Source organism: Spirosoma pollinicola, from assembly GCF_002831565.1.
In the GTDB taxonomy this organism is placed as follows: Bacteria; Bacteroidota; Bacteroidia; order Cytophagales; family Spirosomataceae; genus Spirosoma; species Spirosoma pollinicola.
The window spans coordinates 1,159,032-1,174,084 of record NZ_CP025096.1; the positions used below are offsets into that span (position 1 = coordinate 1,159,032).

The window sequence follows — 15,053 nt, forward strand, 5'->3', positions numbered from 1 at the left end:
ACGTTAACGTTGTATCAATCAAACTTTTATTGCAACTTACTTGTGTAACTAAACCACTAGGAAGCCATGGAAAACCAACCGCCTTACCCACCTTCATCGCCAGCACCTATACCCTTAAACGACTCAGATGCCCGCATGTGGGCAATGCTTGCGCACCTTAGTGCCATACCGGGTTCTTTTGTTTTGATCGGTAGTATTGTGGCTCCACTGGTTATTTGGCAGATTCAAAAAGATCGATCGGCCTTTGTTGACTATCATGGTAAAGAAGCGGTCAATTTTCAAATCACCATGGCCATTGCTGCGGCAGTGTCGTTTTTGCTCATGATTCTTGTGATCGGAGTATTCCTCATTTTCGTTGTCGGTGTGGTATGGCTCGTTTTTACTATTATTGCGGCAGTAAAAGCCAACAACGGAGAATATTATCAGTATCCACTGACATACAGGTTTATTAAATAAGCCCTCTCCATTTTAGGCAATATCCGCTATTGACAACTATTTTTAGTATGAATCCTCAACAACAAAACCCCGAAGGTGCTATTGACGTCGAATTGAGCGAGGAAATCGCCGAGGGTGTTTATGCCAATCTGGCCATGATTGCTCACTCGAATAGTGAGTTTATTCTTGATTTTATCCGGCTGATGCCGGGTGTTCCCAAAGCCAAAGTAAAAGCGCGTATAATACTGACGCCAGAACATGCCAAACGGCTGCTGGAGGCCTTGCGTGAAAACATTGGCCGCTTCGAAGAGGCTAATGGCGATATCAACGAGCCTAACGGGTTTCGGTTCCCGGGTAGCGGCTTCGGCGGCCCTGTTGGGCAGGCGTAGATAGATTTACGATGTGCGGCTCAGGTTGATGCGAGAGTCTATCGTACATTGTAAACCGTACATCGTAAATCTATAATTCCTTTGGCATTCAAACTGTTTTCCGTATCTTTGCACCTCAAAATTCGGGAAGACTGTTTTTTATAAACTAATTTAAGAATGCCTACTATACAACAACTAGTGCGTAAGGGCCGCGAAAAGCTGATCGACAAGTCAAAGTCGCCAGCTCTAGACTCTTGCCCACAACGTCGGGGCGTGTGTACACGTGTGTATACAACGACGCCGAAGAAGCCGAACTCGGCCCTTCGGAAAGTTGCCCGGGTTCGTTTGACGAACCAAAAAGAAGTGAACGCCTACATTCCAGGCGAAGGTCACAACCTGCAGGAACACTCAATCGTACTGATTCGCGGTGGCCGGGTAAAAGATCTTCCGGGTGTTCGTTACCACATCGTTCGTGGTGCTTTGGATACGGCTGGCGTAAGCGGTCGTCTACAAAGCCGGTCGAAATATGGTGCGAAACGTCCGAAACCAGGTCAGGCTCCCGTTAAAGGTGGTAAAGGTGCACCGCCAGCGAAAAAGAAAAAGTAAATTAGTGTAGTCAGTTGATTCGTGGAGTATGTGTAATTAGAAGTTTTTGAACTTACTACACCACTTTACTTAATTAACTAATTACTAAAAAAACTGACTGGACGTCGGAAAGACTACGTTCAGAGTAAGATCAAAAATCTGAAGAAATCATGAGAAAGGCGAAACCGCCCAAGCGTTACGTATTACCCGATCCTAAGTACAAGGAAGTTCTCGTAACCAAATTTGTAAACAATCTGATGTATGCTGGCAAAAAGAGCTTAGCGTACTCCATCTTCTACGACGCACTCGATGTTGTTGCCAAGCGCACCACCGAAAGCGGTCTGGATACATGGAAAAAGGCGTTGAACAACGTCATGCCATCAGTTGAAGTAAAAAGCCGTCGTGTCGGTGGAGCTACCTTCCAGGTGCCAACCGAAGTACGGGCAGACCGAAAAGTCGCGGTAGGCATGAAATGGCTTATTAAGTATGCTCGTTCACGTGGTGAAAAAACAATGGTAGACCGGTTAGCAGCCGAAATCGTCGCAGCCGCTAAAGGCGAAGGCGCGGCTGTGAAAAAGAAGGACGATACGCACCGTATGGCAGAAGCCAACAAGGCGTTCTCTCACTTCCGGTTCTAAACCAACAAAACTGGCCAAATCCCCGATGGCCGTTAACTTTACAAAAGCTATCCAACATTGGGTAGCTTTTGTTGTTTTTCAGCTATATGGCAACTTTAGAAAACGACCTCCTCCGCATTTCCATCCGGCCCAAAGGCGCGGAGTTAACATCCATCTTCCATAAACCCAGCGGTATAGAACATCTGTGGCAGGCCGACCCTATGGTTTGGGGCTGGCATGCACCTAATCTATTTCCGGTAGTAGGTGGCTGTTTGAACAATCAACTGCTTATTGACGGAAAAACATACCCAATCGAACGACATGGCTTTGCCCGGCAGTCTACGTTTGACACGACTGAATCAACGAAGACACATGCTATTTTTTCGCTACGGTCGAGCGATGCTACGCGGGTGCATTTCCCGTACGAATTTGAGTTTCAACTGATCTACGAACTCGATGGCCCGAAAATAACCATTACATACCGACTGGTAAATGCGGACGAGAAAACCATTTATTTCTCAGTGGGAGCACATCCAGCCTTCGCCGTGCCCTTTACGGCAGAGGAATCATACGAGGACTACTTTATTGAGTTCGAGCAGGCAGAACCGCTGGAAACACACATGCTTTCGTCGGCGGGATACTTTACCGGCGAAACAATAGCTGTTCCAACGAATGGGAATCGACTTGCGTTAACAAAACATTTGTTTGATGCCGATGCACTGGTGTTCAAAAACCTGGCATCCCGAAGCGTAGCTATTCGAAGCGACAAACACGACCATGCCCTAACGGTTGCTTACCCTGATTTCCCATACTTAGGACTATGGGCCAAACCCGGTGCGCCTTTTGTATGTATTGAGCCGTGGTTAGGTTGCGCCGACAGCGAAGGCGAACCCAAGCCAATTCAACAGAAAGAAGCGATTCAGCAGGTGGAAACGGGAAAGGTATTTGAAGCCTCCTTTACAATTGAGGTGAGTTAGTTTTTGGTAGGTAGAGTAGAGATAAGGCAGGCCTTGTCTCTACTCTACCTACTTATTGCGTTTCATCCAACGCTACAAAGTCTTTGAAGGTACGTTTCAGCGCTTTATCGGTCGCTTCTTTCTTGCTTTGCCAATTGGCGTCCAGCTCCAGCGCTACCAGGCCGCTCAGACTCATTGAATTACGAAAGTCGTCCAGTTTTTTGATAAATTCTCCGTTTCGGCGAGCCGACTTCAGCGCAAACTCACGCGCAAATACATCACCTTTATTCTGCAATTCGCTTCGTTTGCCCAGTACATAGTTGTAGCGGTCGAGCAAATCTTTCATCGACTTACCAATAACCTCGGTTGCTTCCAGCGTGCCCATCGTTAGAACGGCTGTACCGCCAACGGCTGAAATCAGACGTCCGTTGTTCTGTGCATTTTGGCTGGTACTTGAACCCGTTACGGCAGGCGTAACACCCGTTACGGCACCCAGCGATGCATTGGCTACCGAGCGGTTTCGCTTGCCACCTTTTGCTTTTTTATAATCGTGCTTGAGTTGCTCTTCTTTATCGCCCAGTTGTTCGATCAGTCCCCACGCCTGCACCAGCACCTGCCGATACTGATTGTAGTAATACCGGTCTTTTTCGGCTTCGTTAACCGTATTTAAAACAGTAAACGTAATTCGACGTTCTTCCCGGTTTTGGGCTTTGTCCAGCACATAAAATGTGATTTGCACAGTCAATGAATCGTAAGGGTCTTTTACGAAATCGTATCCTGGTTTCCAGATAAATTCGTATTGATTGTCCGTATTCTTAACTAATGCCGTTTTAGCAATTTCTTGATTATCAGACAAAAATCCGAAAGCTGCTACGTCATCCTCCCCATTAGGATCTGAGAGGTAAAATTTAAGGTTTACCGTTGCATTCTCTTTTAGCTTATAATGTGTGTCTTTTGGAATAACGGCAATATCGGGCGGCAAGTCCATCTGGGTGACTTCCACTTTCAAGCGTCCTTTCGTGCGCGTTTTGGCCGGTTGATCTTCTACCCAGAACTCAATATACTGAGGTGCTTGTTTCAGTCGATTAAATTGATTGAGTGATAAGGTCCAGGTTAGTTCGCCCTGCGATGACAGTTTGCTGCCTTCTGGCATTTGATCGGCAATGGGGATAAAAACAATTGGGTCGCCATCGTCATCGTGAACCACCTGTGGGTCCATTTTGTAGGTATTCTGCGTTCGATAACTCACGTAAAAGGGCCGCAGTTCACCAATTACCGGTGGGCGATTTACGTGTAGAATCTTAAATTCAGCGCTTTGCGTAGCTGTTTGCCCGCGTCCATTACGAACCTCAAAACTAACTGGGTAGTTTTTTGTCGTCTGAATACGGTCGGCCAGATCAAAGCCAGGTGTCCAACTAAAATGGCCTAATGAATCAAGCTGCATGCCATCCTGTTTATCGCCACCAAAAGAAAATCTCAATGTATCGTTGGGAGATCCAGTTGCTTTTAAGTCAAAACGGACGGTGGTGCCTTCAGACACAACGTTCCAGTTAGCTTGTGAAGGTAGGAGGAGCTGTAGTGATTTGGAATCCTGCGCGTGGATGCTTCCCATTGTACTCATGAGTAGGCTCCACGCTACTATACCGGCAGTTCGGTTCATAGCGACGTTCAAAGGTGGTCTGTTTTGAAAAACGTAAAAGTAAGACTAAGATTTCGTCTCGTCTGGATTATAAACCCGTTTTGCGATTTTTCTTAGCAAAAATGCCTGTTTTGTGTTTAATAATTATATTTTTCCAGTAAAAAGTAACAACTAGGATAATTCGATTTTTATAGGCTAATCTGCGACTGTTTGGTCATCAAAAATAGAGGTAGGTAAATCCCGACAGCTACAAGCGACATAAGTAAGCCTCCAATGGTGCCGATGCCAAGCGCATACCAGAAAGCTTCTTGTTCGTACAGTAGAAACGGAACCATGCCGACCACGGTAGACAATACAGTTAGCAATACCGGACCAATTTTATGCCTGAATGCCTTCTGATAAGCCATAAACAACGACAAATTTGGATACCGCTTGCGAAGCCGGTTCATTTCGGCCACGATAAATATGCCTGCGCAAACTACATTGCCCGCCAGAAGAATAAACGATGCGTAACCGCCCTGATCAAAATTACTGTCTGTCCAGTAAAAGGCTAAAAACACACCGATATAGGACAGCGGAATTAGCCCAATGAGTGCCAGCGGTTGCCATAAACTTTCAAAGATTATGGCGCAGATGATGTAGATTAGCAGAACGACCAGTCCGATTAATTCATATTGACAACTCCAGTGCAAACGCCGTACAGAAACAGGGAGCTACCATATTGCAACAGGAAACTGGTGTACTGGCTGGCTGGTCTGGGCGTTATCTGCGCGACAAAACGTATCTGACGGAACTGTTGGGCATTGTAGCCATTGCCATTTTATTACTGTTCTGTATTCTTACTGCTCAGTTTGAATCACTACAGCAACCGCTCATCGTGCTGCTAATCATTATGCTCGGTTTGGCTGGTTCGGTCTGGACACTTTATCTGGCAGGAGAGAGCCTGAATGTTTTATCGGTTATTGGTATGATCGTTTTGATTGGTCTACTGGATAATGACTCAATCCTAAAAATAGACACCATGAACCGTAGTATTGATTCGATGTCGCTCATGGATGCCATTCGATCGGCAGGGCAACGGAGGCTCAAATCGCAGGTGATGACTTTCCTGACAACGGTATTAGGCCTTTTACCCGTATTATTTAGCGGTGGTTTAGGTTCGGAGTTACAGCGGCCTTTGGCTTTATCGGTCATTGGCGGGATGGGCATTGGTGTACTGGTCTCCTGGACCGTAATTCCGCTGCTATACTGGTGGCTAGCCCAACGAAAAACACAACAAAAAAGTCCTTCCTGAACAGGAAGGACTTTTTTGTTGTGTTTAAGCTCTATACAAACGCCTAGTTTTTCTTTGGCGCAGCTGCTGAACCCGCGGCTGGTTTAGTCGCTGTTGGCGTGCTGCCGCCGGTAGTAGCCGGTTTTGCTGCCGCTGCTGCTTTAGCTGGATCAATGCCCATTTTCTTCAATACCAATTCCGTGATATTGTTTTCTTCGGGAGCAACCAGCAAAATAGGGATGGTGTTAGCGCCAGCATCCAGGTTGAAAACATACTGGTAGCCGCTTTCTTTTGCAACAGCATCAATGGCCTTCTGAATTTTTTGAACAACTGGATTCACCAACTGCTGGTACTTTGCTTGCAGCGATTGTTCTGCCGTACGACCGAACTCCTGAATCCGTCCCTGAAGACCCTGCAATTCAGTTTCACGATCTTTTTTGATCACGTCCGACATTTGAGCCGCGCCTTTTTCATAAGCGCCATATTTATCTTCCAGCTCTTTCTGCATCCGCTTCAGTTCGTTTTCCGACTGCGTACGCTGGATCGTCAACTGGTTCTGAATATCTTTTGCTTCTGGTGTTTGCGACAGAACGTAATCAATGTTCGTATAGCCTAACTTCAATGGACCAGCAGTGGCCGTAACTGGTGTTGTTGTTGGGGCTTGTGCCTGAGCGTTTAAACCACCCAACAGAAGGGCTGATGCAAACGCCATGACGATGTGTTTCTTCATCTCGAATTAGTTATTGGTATTACTTTGGTTTTGTGATTGTTTTATTTGCTGGACTTGGACTCGTATTTGTCGCCGTTGGTTTAATGTCTAAGCCTAATTCTTCCATTACATAATCTGAATAGTCATGCCTTGGATTCGTATACAGCATAACAAAATCAGACGCTTTGTCGAACATAAAGTCCAGTTTTTTTTGAATACAGACTTTTTCTACGGCCCGATTCACTAACTCCATGGGGGCTTTCATCAGTTCCTTCTTTTTCTCAAAAAGCAACCCCTGATAGCCAAACACTTTGTTATTGTACTCCCGTGCTTCCCGCTCTTTATCGCTGATGGCACGTTGCCGGTCGCGTTTCATATCTTCGGTCAACAGGATTTCTTCTGCCTGATAAGCTTTTTGCAGCTTATCAATTTCAACATATTTATCCTGAATATCCTTCGACCACTTATCGGCAAACTTGTCAATTTCGGTAAGGGCTTTCTGATATTCGGGCATTTTACCGAAGATGAACTCCGTATCTATGTATCCAAACTTCTGCGCCTGCGCCGGTGTGACTACCCAAACAGCGCACAAAAGTACGAAAAATAGGGTTTTTTTCATTGATCGTACATCAATTTTTGCGGGAAGTAATTGATTGTCAAGGGTGGTGTTTTTATATCTATAATGTCTTTGATACCTTATAGATACATTAAAAACGTTTAATCTTCCCGAATCTTATCTGATCTGCTGACCAATTGTAAAGTGGAACTGGCCTGAGGCTTTATCTTTTACACCCGGAATCTTATCGAAACCGTAGCCGTAGTCAATACCAATCAACCCAAAGGCTGGCATGAAGATACGTGCGCCAAAACCCGCCGACCGTTTCAGATCGAATGGATTGTATTGCTTATAGCTACCCCAGTTGTTACCGGCTTCCAGAAATGTCAGAACGAAAATAGTTGCCGATGGATTCAGCGATACCGGATACCGTAGTTCGGCAACGAACTTGTTGTAAGCGACACCACCCTGGCTGCGCGATGTGGCATCGACAGCACGGTCGTAGTCGGCGGTATACACGCTCCGGTCATCGTAGCCACGCAGACCGATGATGTCCTGAGCCAACGCAAACTGCCCCTGACCGGCCAGCCCTGATCCGCCCAACACGAAGCGTTCAAATGGTCCGATTGTCGTGCGGCTGTTATAACTACCCAGAAAACCTAAGTGAGCCCGTGTATTCAAGACTAACTTACCGAATACCGTCTGGAACCAGCTGGCGTCGAACATCCATTTGTGGTATTCCACAAACTTGTATTTATCCTTCGGTGCTTCCGTTGCCGTGGAGGTACGCCAGGCCGAGTAAGGGGGCGTAAACGAACCGCTCAGCGTGAACGAAGAGCCGTTACGTGGAAACTGCGGGTTATCTATGCTATTACGCGAAAGGGTCGTATTGAACGTAATGTTGTTTGAAATCCCGTCTTTGTAGCCGATGTAGAACAAATCGAGGTTGTTCAGGTCATACCGCTGAAACGAGATCGAATTGCTCAAGCTGAAATAATCATCGGGGACTTTTAACTGACGTCCAAGACCAATTGTAACGGCTGTGTTGGTATAGGAACCGGTTGGTTTACGGCCCTTCAGACTTTGGTAAATACTGGCAGGGTTTAAGGGATCGTAAAAAGTTTGATACACCGTATGGCTGGCACTAACCGATAACGCATTTGGTTTGCGGCCACCTAACCAGGGCTCCGTAAACGACAGCGAATACACCTGGTATTGCGAGCCGTTGGCCTGGAAACGTAACTGCACCCGCTGACCATCCCCGGCCGGTAATGGCCGCCAGGCTTTCAGGTTCGGAATGTTGCGGGCCGAGAAGTTATTGAACGTTAAGCCGAGGGTACCCACGAAGCCTACATAACCACCCCAACCGCCGGATAACTCAATCTGGTCGGATGGTTTTTCTTCAACAGTATATTCAATATCAACAGTCCCATCGCTTTGCGGGACAGGGTTGATCCCGATTTTTTCAGGGTCGAAATAGCCCAGCGTTGACAATTCCCGCTGCGTACGAATGAGGTTCGTTTTTGAGAACTTCTGGCCCGGTAACGTCCGGATTGTCCGCATCACAACGTGGTCGCTGGTTTTGGTATTCCCATTCAGAATGACCTTGTTAATGGTTGCCTGCTTACCTTCAAAAATCCGGATTTCAAGGTCAATCGAATCACCTTCGATGGCTCTTTCGATGGGTTGAGCGTTGTAATACAGATAACCAAGGTCCATGTATTGCGAACTCAAGTCCTGTCCAGGATTACCGTTCAGGCGTTTGTCCAGATCTTCCGGGTTATACACATCACCTTTTGTTACGCCCAGTACTGAACGCAGTTGGTCGGCCGTGTACAGGTAGTTACCCGAGAAGTCGATCTTACGGTAGTAATACTGATGACCTTCGTTGACCTTCATGTTAATGCTGATGGCATTGCCGCCATTATTAACAATCGTGTCGTCTTCGATGGTCGCATCGCGATAGCCCAGCTTATTATAGTACTCTATAAGCTTCAGTTTATCTTCTTCATATTTCTTCGGGACGAATTTCGATGGGCTAAACAACCGGCCGAAGCGCTGCTGTTTGGTATTTTTCATCTTCATTCGTACAGCAGACTCATCGACTTCAGTGATACCTTCGAAGTTGATTTTGGCAATTTTTACCTTTTGCCCTTTGTCAACCAATACGCGCATGGTGGCGTTATTGCGGGTACTATCGGGAATAGTGGTGATTTTAACTTTCGTATTCAGATAGCCTTTGTCTACGAAGTATTTACGGGTAGCCATCTGGGTATTTTTCGTAATCGTGTTGGTCACGATTTTACCCAGATTGAGTTTTACTTTGTCTTTCAGGTTATCCTGTTCGCCCTTTTTTATACCCATGAAACTAACCCGATAAAGCCGGGGACGTTCCTGTACCTTAAACATCAGCGATACCTTGTTGTCGGCAACGTTAGTAGCAAACATCTCGACATTGTCTAACAGCCCGGATTCCATTAGTTTACGCACCGCCGAACCGACGGCTTCGCCCGGAATACGAATTTTGTCACCAATTTTCAGACCGGCTAACGAAACAAGTGAGTTTGGGTCCAGGTAGCGGGTGCCTGTTACGGTGAGCCCGGAAACTTCATATTCTTTAGGGCTGGCGTAGTTGAGCAATTCGTTCGTTTCTGTCGGAACGACATTAGCGCGCGGAACGCCAACGCGCACCTGAGCCCAAACAGTAGCAGGTGACAAGCTAATGAGCAGGCAAATGGCCCCTACTAATACTTTTATACGGTGTTCCAAGTTGTGTAATACCTATTATGTTGTTGATTGTCAGGAGTCAGTTTGCGGCATAAGGGTTGTAACGCGTCAAACCTTTTTATCGCAAGCGTCAACTTCTCACCCTGTCTTATTTAATTAATTGTTCACTTATTTTTCCAAATCGACGTTCACGTCGCTGGTAACTTAAAATAGCTTCATACAGGTGTTCTCTGCGGAAGTCGGGCCAGAGAACATCAGGCATATATAATTCAGAATAAGCCACTTGCCAGAGCATAAAATTACTGATACGCATTTCGCCACTGGTTCGGATCATGAGCTCGGGGTCGGGCATGCCGCTCGTGCTGAGGTGTTGCCCAAACACGGTTTCATCAATTTGGTCGGGCGTCAGGTTGCCATCACGCACCTCTGCCGCTAGCTGACGAACAGCCTCCAGAATTTCCCACCGACCGCTGTAGCTAAGTGCCAACACCAGCGTTAATCCGGTATTCTGGCTTGTTTCTCGCATGGCCTCAGCCAGTTCGCGCTGACAATCAGACGGTAAACTACCGGTATGACCAATGGTCGTCAACTTCACGTTGTTGTCCATCAGTGTTTTAATCTCCCCACGAATGGTATGAACCAGCAACGTCATTAACGCATCTACTTCAAATTTGGGACGATTCCAGTTCTCAGTCGAAAACGCGTAGAGTGTCAGGTATTTGATACCTAATTCCGCGCATCCTTCCGTTGTGTCGCGTACGGCCTTGATCGCATTGCGGTGGCCAAATACCCTGGCAGCGCCCTGTTTTTTCGCCCATCGTCCATTTCCGTCCATGATAACGGCTATGTGTTGGGGCAGATTGCTCGGGTCAATGTGTTCCTTCATCCCAAGTGGGGAGTTTTAACATAAGTTAACAAGACCGCGAAGATACGGAATTTTAGTAAGTCGGTAAGTTAAATAAGTCAGTAAGTTGGTAAGTCAGTGAGTCGGTAAGTGACGAACCACATCAGCAGATAGACGAAAGCAACAGACGCGCCAGTTACTTGCTGACTTATTTAGCTTCCCGACTCACATCCCCTATCTTTGTCCTCGAAGACTATAATTCGGAGACTGGCGTTTTTATACAGTTTCTTGTTAACCCCTTCTGTTTTTTTATGAACTCCATTTCTTGGATGGGAATCCGGCGGATTTCTGTGATTTTGTTTTTACTGGTGGCTTTGGTGAATTGTAAAAAGGGTGATGACACGGTAGCCGTGCCCCCAACCATAACAGACCGAATTCTGGAAGACAGCCAGTTTGGTCTGCTGCGATTTGCTATGCTTTATTCCGAGACCGGTGATGTACTCAAAGGGGGAAATCTCACCTTGTTTGCGCCTAATGATGCCGCTTTTCAGGCATCGGGTTTGGCATCGCCAGCCGCTATTTCGGCCTTGTCTAAAGAACAGGTAAAAGCGATTCTGCTATACCATGTATTGTATGGATCTGTTTCAGCATCGGCAATTCCTGCGGGTCAGAATGCCGTTGTAACAGCCAGTAAAGGTGTTGCGTATGTGAATAAATCATCGGACGGGAAGATTTTTGTTAACAACGCGCAGGTAATTCAAGCTGATATCGCCGTTGCCAACGGGTATATACATAGTATAGACCGGTTACTGACACCGGCTACCGGAAATTTGCTAACCACGATTCAAAACACACCAAATCTAACATTTCTGACAGCCGCTGTAGGGCGCGTGGGGGCCAGTAATCCGGCTTTACTAACAACGCTGAACAACGAGTCATCAACAAATCGGGTTACTGTGTTTGCGCCAAATGATGCCGCTTTTATGGCCGCTGGATATAATGATCTTGCAGCTATCAACTCGGCCAACTTGCAGGTACTGACCAATATACTATTGTATCATGTGGTGCCTGGCGTAACGTTTTCAAATCAACTTCAAACGGGAAGTCTAAATACATTGTTGACTGGAAATAAAGTTACGATTACTGCCACCGCGAATCAGATTACACTAAAAGGTAATAAGAATAATACAGTGGCTACGATCAAACAGGCCGACCTGCCTACCACGAACGGAGTGATTCATATTATCGATCAGGTATTACAACCCTAATGATAAAATTTAATTTGTTTACAACCCTCCGCCACGTTTCGGGGTCATTGAGCGTAGTAGTAAAGATGCTAGGTTGCTCTATTTGCATGCGTACAGTTCATTTTGTCATTTTGTTTGCCCTGATCGTTGGCGGGTTAAGTTCCTGTAAAAAAGAAGACGTTGCCAGTAATGCTGCGGCTACTTTGGTGGCCAATCAGAACGATATTCAGACGTATGTAGCCGGTAGAGATTTTCAAACATACCTTGTGAGCCAGGGGATGTCGGCAACAACAACCAGTTCGGGGCTTTATCTGGCCTCAACGCAACCGAACTCAGCCACGGTAGTCGATAATTATGGGTCAGAGGTTGAATTTAATTATGTACTCTACGTGCTGAACGGCCCCAGTAATGGCGTTACCAGTACAACGGCGACCAGCACCACCGCAACGAGTACAACAGCCGTAACGGCTAAAAAAGTAGATTCGCTCTATGCCACAACGTCTGTATTTTTCCCGCTTTTTTCGGGGTCTATGAAAGCTGGTCTGGAAGAGGGGCTGCGACGAATGCACGAAGGCGAAAGAACTATATTGATTATGCCCTCGATTCTGGGGTATGGTAGTGTTGCCTCCACCGATGGTACTATTCCGGCCAATTCACCGGTTCGATTCGATGTAAAACTGATTAGAGCCCGTACCGAAGAACAACAGATCAATGAGTACTTAGCCGCCAATAAGCTAACCCCTACAACTGTTAGCGCAACTGGCTTGCGGTTTATTAAAACCCTGAGTACTACTAGCGGAGACACGATAAAGGCGACTTCGAGTGTGACCATTAATTATGTGGCTAAACAGTTGCGAGCCAAAACCGCAGTGGGTTTCGATAGTACCAAGGCCGGTGTCGATCCCTATAATCTGGCTGGATTTAAGGAAGGACTTTTGAAGCTGAAGGTTGGTGAAAAAGCAACATTCATTTTTCCTTCGTCAATTGGCTTTGGCACAACTGGCCTTGTTGACAAAACGAACAAGCTGTATAAAGTTGCCCCCAATACACCTCTACGGTTTGATGTTGAGGTAATTAAGATAAATCTGTAGTATAAGACAATTTAAATTCAGTCTATTTTCATGCGTAAAATTTCGTTATCAATTTTCGGTCTCCTGCTAGTTGGTGGATTAGTTTCCTGTAACAAAAGTGACATTAATCCTGGTAGTGACACCGTTTTGCAATCAAATAAAGCCGACATACAAACCTATGCAACCAGCAAAGCCCTGTCGGGAACAATGACAACCACAGGGACTTATGTTGCCCTTACAAAATTGAGCGGATCGACAGTAAGACCTGCCAATGGCGAAGAAGTAGAGTTCAATTACTCGATTTATGCACTGACACACAGCACCAGCAATGCATCGGTCATTGTCGATTCGTTTGTTGATTCGACTTATGCCACAAAGGCAAATTACGCTTATCTGGTGTCTACCAATCCAGGCTTGACCGAAGGGTTACTGCAGATGCATGAGGGCGATCAGGCTGTCGTTTTATTGCCCTCTATCTATGCTTTTGGTTCGACGGGAAGTAGTGACGGCAAGGTGCCGGCTGATGTGCCTGTTCGACTAAATGTGACCCTGAAAAAAACTCGTTCAGAAGATGTACAGATCAACGAGTATATGACGGCCAACAAGCTGACACCAACCGAGGTGACGCTAACCGGATTACGGTTTATCAAAACCCTTGATAATTCGACAGGTGCCACACCAACGGCTAACCAAACCCTGACTGTAAAATATAAAGGGAAGTTATTAAGAGCTGTATCGGCGTTCGATAGCACCGGAACCGGCACTTATTCAACAACGCTTGGGCGATCTATTCCTGGTTTCGATGAAGGCCTGGCTAAGCTGAAAGTTGGTGAGAAAGCAACGATCATCATGCCATCTAAACTTGGTTATGGCACTGCGGGCAATGGTAGCATTCCTCCTTACGCACCAATGCGATTCGATATAGAATTGGTTTCTGCTCAGTAAGTCAATTGCTCTAACAAAAAAAGCCCGATTCATATCGGGCTTTTTTTGTTAGAGCGTGTCGTGCGGGTGGAAACCCGAGATTCTATTAATTGTCGCGGGTTTCCACCCGTGCGACACGCTCCTAAATCTTCTCCGCAATTCTAAGTTTCGCGCTTCGGGCGCGGGGGTTACGGGCTGTTTCCTCGGGTGACGCTTCGATAGGTTTGCGCGTAACCGACTGCAACGGCTTAATGTCATTGCCGAATAAATCTTTCTCTACATCGCCCTGAAATTTTCCTTTATTGATGAAGTTCTTCACCAGCCGGTCTTCGAGCGAATGATAGGACATAACCACCAGCCTGCCGCCGGGTTTTAAGATATCCGGCACCTGCTCCAAAAACTCTTCCAGTGCCTGCAATTCTTCGTTTACCTCGATTCGAAGTGCCTGAAAAACCTGAGCGAAATATTTATTCTCTTTACCGCGAGGTGCCAGGCGTTGCAGTGCCGCTTTAAGGTCGTTGACCGTATTAATGGAGCGGTTGGAGCGGGCCGATACGAGGGCGCTGGCTGCCGTTCGGGCATTCGTAATTTCGCCATACATGCCCAGGATTCGGTGCAAATCCGCTTCCGTATAGTCGTTGATGACATCGCGGGCTGTCTTATCGGCTTGCTGATTCATCCGCATATCCAGATCGGCGTCATAGCGGGTTGAGAAGCCCCGTTCGGGGGTGTCGATCTGGTGCGACGAAATGCCTAAATCGGCCAGAATACCGTCGACCTGCTCGGCTTTGTAGAGTCGTAGGTAGCGTTTGATATTCCGAAAATTCGACGCCACAAACGTAAGCCTGGGATCAGCAATAGCCTGCGCATTGGCGCGCGCGTCGACATCCTGATCAAAGCCAAAAAGCTTGCCATCCTCCAGTTGGTTGAGGATTTCGCGGCTATGCCCGCCCCCGCCAAAGGTAATGTCAACGTAAGTGCCGCCGGGTTGCAGGTTCAGGCCATCGATACAGGCTTGTAATAAAACAGGTTCGTGGTAATTAGTCATTTAGAAACTAACCGTCTTAGGTGGTCGTTATTTTTGGACGTTGAAGCTCAGCTCG

General features: G+C 46.6%; 16 protein-coding genes. 9 read left to right on the forward strand and 7 right to left on the reverse strand.

The window, feature by feature from the left end:
* Positions 1-66: 66 nt before the first annotated feature.
* From CWM47_RS05045 to CWM47_RS05065, 5 genes are all read left to right on the forward strand, one after another.
* The gene (locus CWM47_RS05045; RefSeq protein WP_100986798.1) at positions 67-456 is read left to right on the forward strand and encodes a DUF4870 domain-containing protein; all 390 of its coding nucleotides are present in this window, start codon (positions 67-69) and stop codon (positions 454-456) included.
* A gap of 47 nt (positions 457-503) precedes the next feature.
* Positions 504-824: a DUF3467 domain-containing protein gene (locus tag CWM47_RS05050; RefSeq protein ID WP_100986800.1), complete on the forward strand. Its 321-nt coding sequence runs from the start codon at positions 504-506 to the stop codon at positions 822-824.
* A 156-nt stretch (positions 825-980) separates the two neighbouring features.
* Positions 981-1,409 carry a 30S ribosomal protein S12 gene (gene rpsL / locus CWM47_RS05055; protein ID WP_046577394.1) on the forward strand — a complete coding sequence of 143 codons (429 nt, stop codon included), beginning with the start codon at positions 981-983 and terminating at the stop codon, positions 1,407-1,409.
* A 149-nt stretch (positions 1,410-1,558) separates the two neighbouring features.
* The gene (gene rpsG, locus CWM47_RS05060; RefSeq protein WP_100986802.1) at positions 1,559-2,026 is read left to right on the forward strand and encodes a 30S ribosomal protein S7; all 468 of its coding nucleotides are present in this window, start codon (positions 1,559-1,561) and stop codon (positions 2,024-2,026) included.
* Positions 2,027-2,112: 86 nt separating this feature from the next.
* On the forward strand, positions 2,113-2,982 hold the full coding sequence (locus CWM47_RS05065; RefSeq protein WP_100993741.1) for an aldose 1-epimerase family protein: 870 nt from the start codon (positions 2,113-2,115) through the stop codon (positions 2,980-2,982).
* 52 nt (positions 2,983-3,034) lie between these two features.
* On the opposite strand, the gene CWM47_RS05070 is transcribed toward CWM47_RS05065, so the two are convergent.
* Both CWM47_RS05070 and CWM47_RS05075 read right to left on the reverse strand, forming a co-directional pair.
* Positions 3,035-4,621: a hypothetical protein gene (locus CWM47_RS05070; protein WP_100986804.1), complete on the reverse strand. Its 1,587-nt coding sequence runs from the start codon at positions 4,619-4,621 to the stop codon at positions 3,035-3,037.
* A gap of 167 nt (positions 4,622-4,788) precedes the next feature.
* A complete protein-coding gene (locus CWM47_RS05075) occupies positions 4,789-5,292 on the reverse strand; it encodes an efflux RND transporter permease subunit (RefSeq protein WP_240625714.1) in 504 nt (167 codons plus the stop codon).
* A 29-nt stretch (positions 5,293-5,321) separates the two neighbouring features.
* On the opposite strand from CWM47_RS05075, the gene CWM47_RS05080 reads away from it, so the two are divergent.
* On the forward strand, positions 5,322-5,894 hold the full coding sequence (locus tag CWM47_RS05080) for an efflux RND transporter permease subunit (RefSeq protein ID WP_240625715.1): 573 nt from the start codon (positions 5,322-5,324) through the stop codon (positions 5,892-5,894).
* A gap of 43 nt (positions 5,895-5,937) precedes the next feature.
* On the opposite strand, the gene CWM47_RS05085 is transcribed toward CWM47_RS05080, so the two are convergent.
* The 4 genes from CWM47_RS05085 to CWM47_RS05100 form a co-directional block, all read right to left on the reverse strand.
* Positions 5,938-6,603: an OmpH family outer membrane protein gene (locus CWM47_RS05085; RefSeq protein ID WP_100986806.1), complete on the reverse strand. Its 666-nt coding sequence runs from the start codon at positions 6,601-6,603 to the stop codon at positions 5,938-5,940.
* A gap of 19 nt (positions 6,604-6,622) precedes the next feature.
* The gene (locus CWM47_RS05090; protein WP_100986808.1) at positions 6,623-7,201 is read right to left on the reverse strand and encodes an OmpH family outer membrane protein; all 579 of its coding nucleotides are present in this window, start codon (positions 7,199-7,201) and stop codon (positions 6,623-6,625) included.
* A gap of 114 nt (positions 7,202-7,315) precedes the next feature.
* Complete coding sequence (gene bamA / locus CWM47_RS05095) at positions 7,316-9,907, reverse strand: outer membrane protein assembly factor BamA (protein WP_100986810.1); 2,592 nt, start codon at positions 9,905-9,907, stop codon at positions 7,316-7,318.
* A 106-nt stretch (positions 9,908-10,013) separates the two neighbouring features.
* A complete protein-coding gene (locus CWM47_RS05100; RefSeq protein ID WP_100986812.1) occupies positions 10,014-10,751 on the reverse strand; it encodes an isoprenyl transferase in 738 nt (245 codons plus the stop codon).
* Between the two features lie 269 nt (positions 10,752-11,020).
* On the opposite strand from CWM47_RS05100, the gene CWM47_RS05105 reads away from it, so the two are divergent.
* The 3 genes from CWM47_RS05105 to CWM47_RS05115 all read left to right on the forward strand — a co-directional run bounded on the left by CWM47_RS05105 (position 11,021) and on the right by CWM47_RS05115 (position 13,971).
* Positions 11,021-11,977, forward strand: a complete 957-nt coding sequence (locus CWM47_RS05105; RefSeq protein ID WP_100986814.1) for a fasciclin domain-containing protein — start codon at positions 11,021-11,023, stop codon at positions 11,975-11,977.
* Positions 11,978-12,063: 86 nt separating this feature from the next.
* Positions 12,064-13,047, forward strand: a complete 984-nt coding sequence (locus CWM47_RS05110; protein ID WP_100986816.1) for an FKBP-type peptidyl-prolyl cis-trans isomerase — start codon at positions 12,064-12,066, stop codon at positions 13,045-13,047.
* Between the two features lie 126 nt (positions 13,048-13,173).
* Complete coding sequence (locus CWM47_RS05115; protein ID WP_317046720.1) at positions 13,174-13,971, forward strand: FKBP-type peptidyl-prolyl cis-trans isomerase; 798 nt, start codon at positions 13,174-13,176, stop codon at positions 13,969-13,971.
* A gap of 121 nt (positions 13,972-14,092) precedes the next feature.
* Here the strand turns inward: CWM47_RS05115 and rsmH are convergent, their stop codons facing one another.
* The gene (gene rsmH, locus CWM47_RS05120) at positions 14,093-14,998 is read right to left on the reverse strand and encodes a 16S rRNA (cytosine(1402)-N(4))-methyltransferase RsmH (RefSeq protein ID WP_100986820.1); all 906 of its coding nucleotides are present in this window, start codon (positions 14,996-14,998) and stop codon (positions 14,093-14,095) included.
* Between the last annotated feature and the right edge of the window lie 55 nt (positions 14,999-15,053).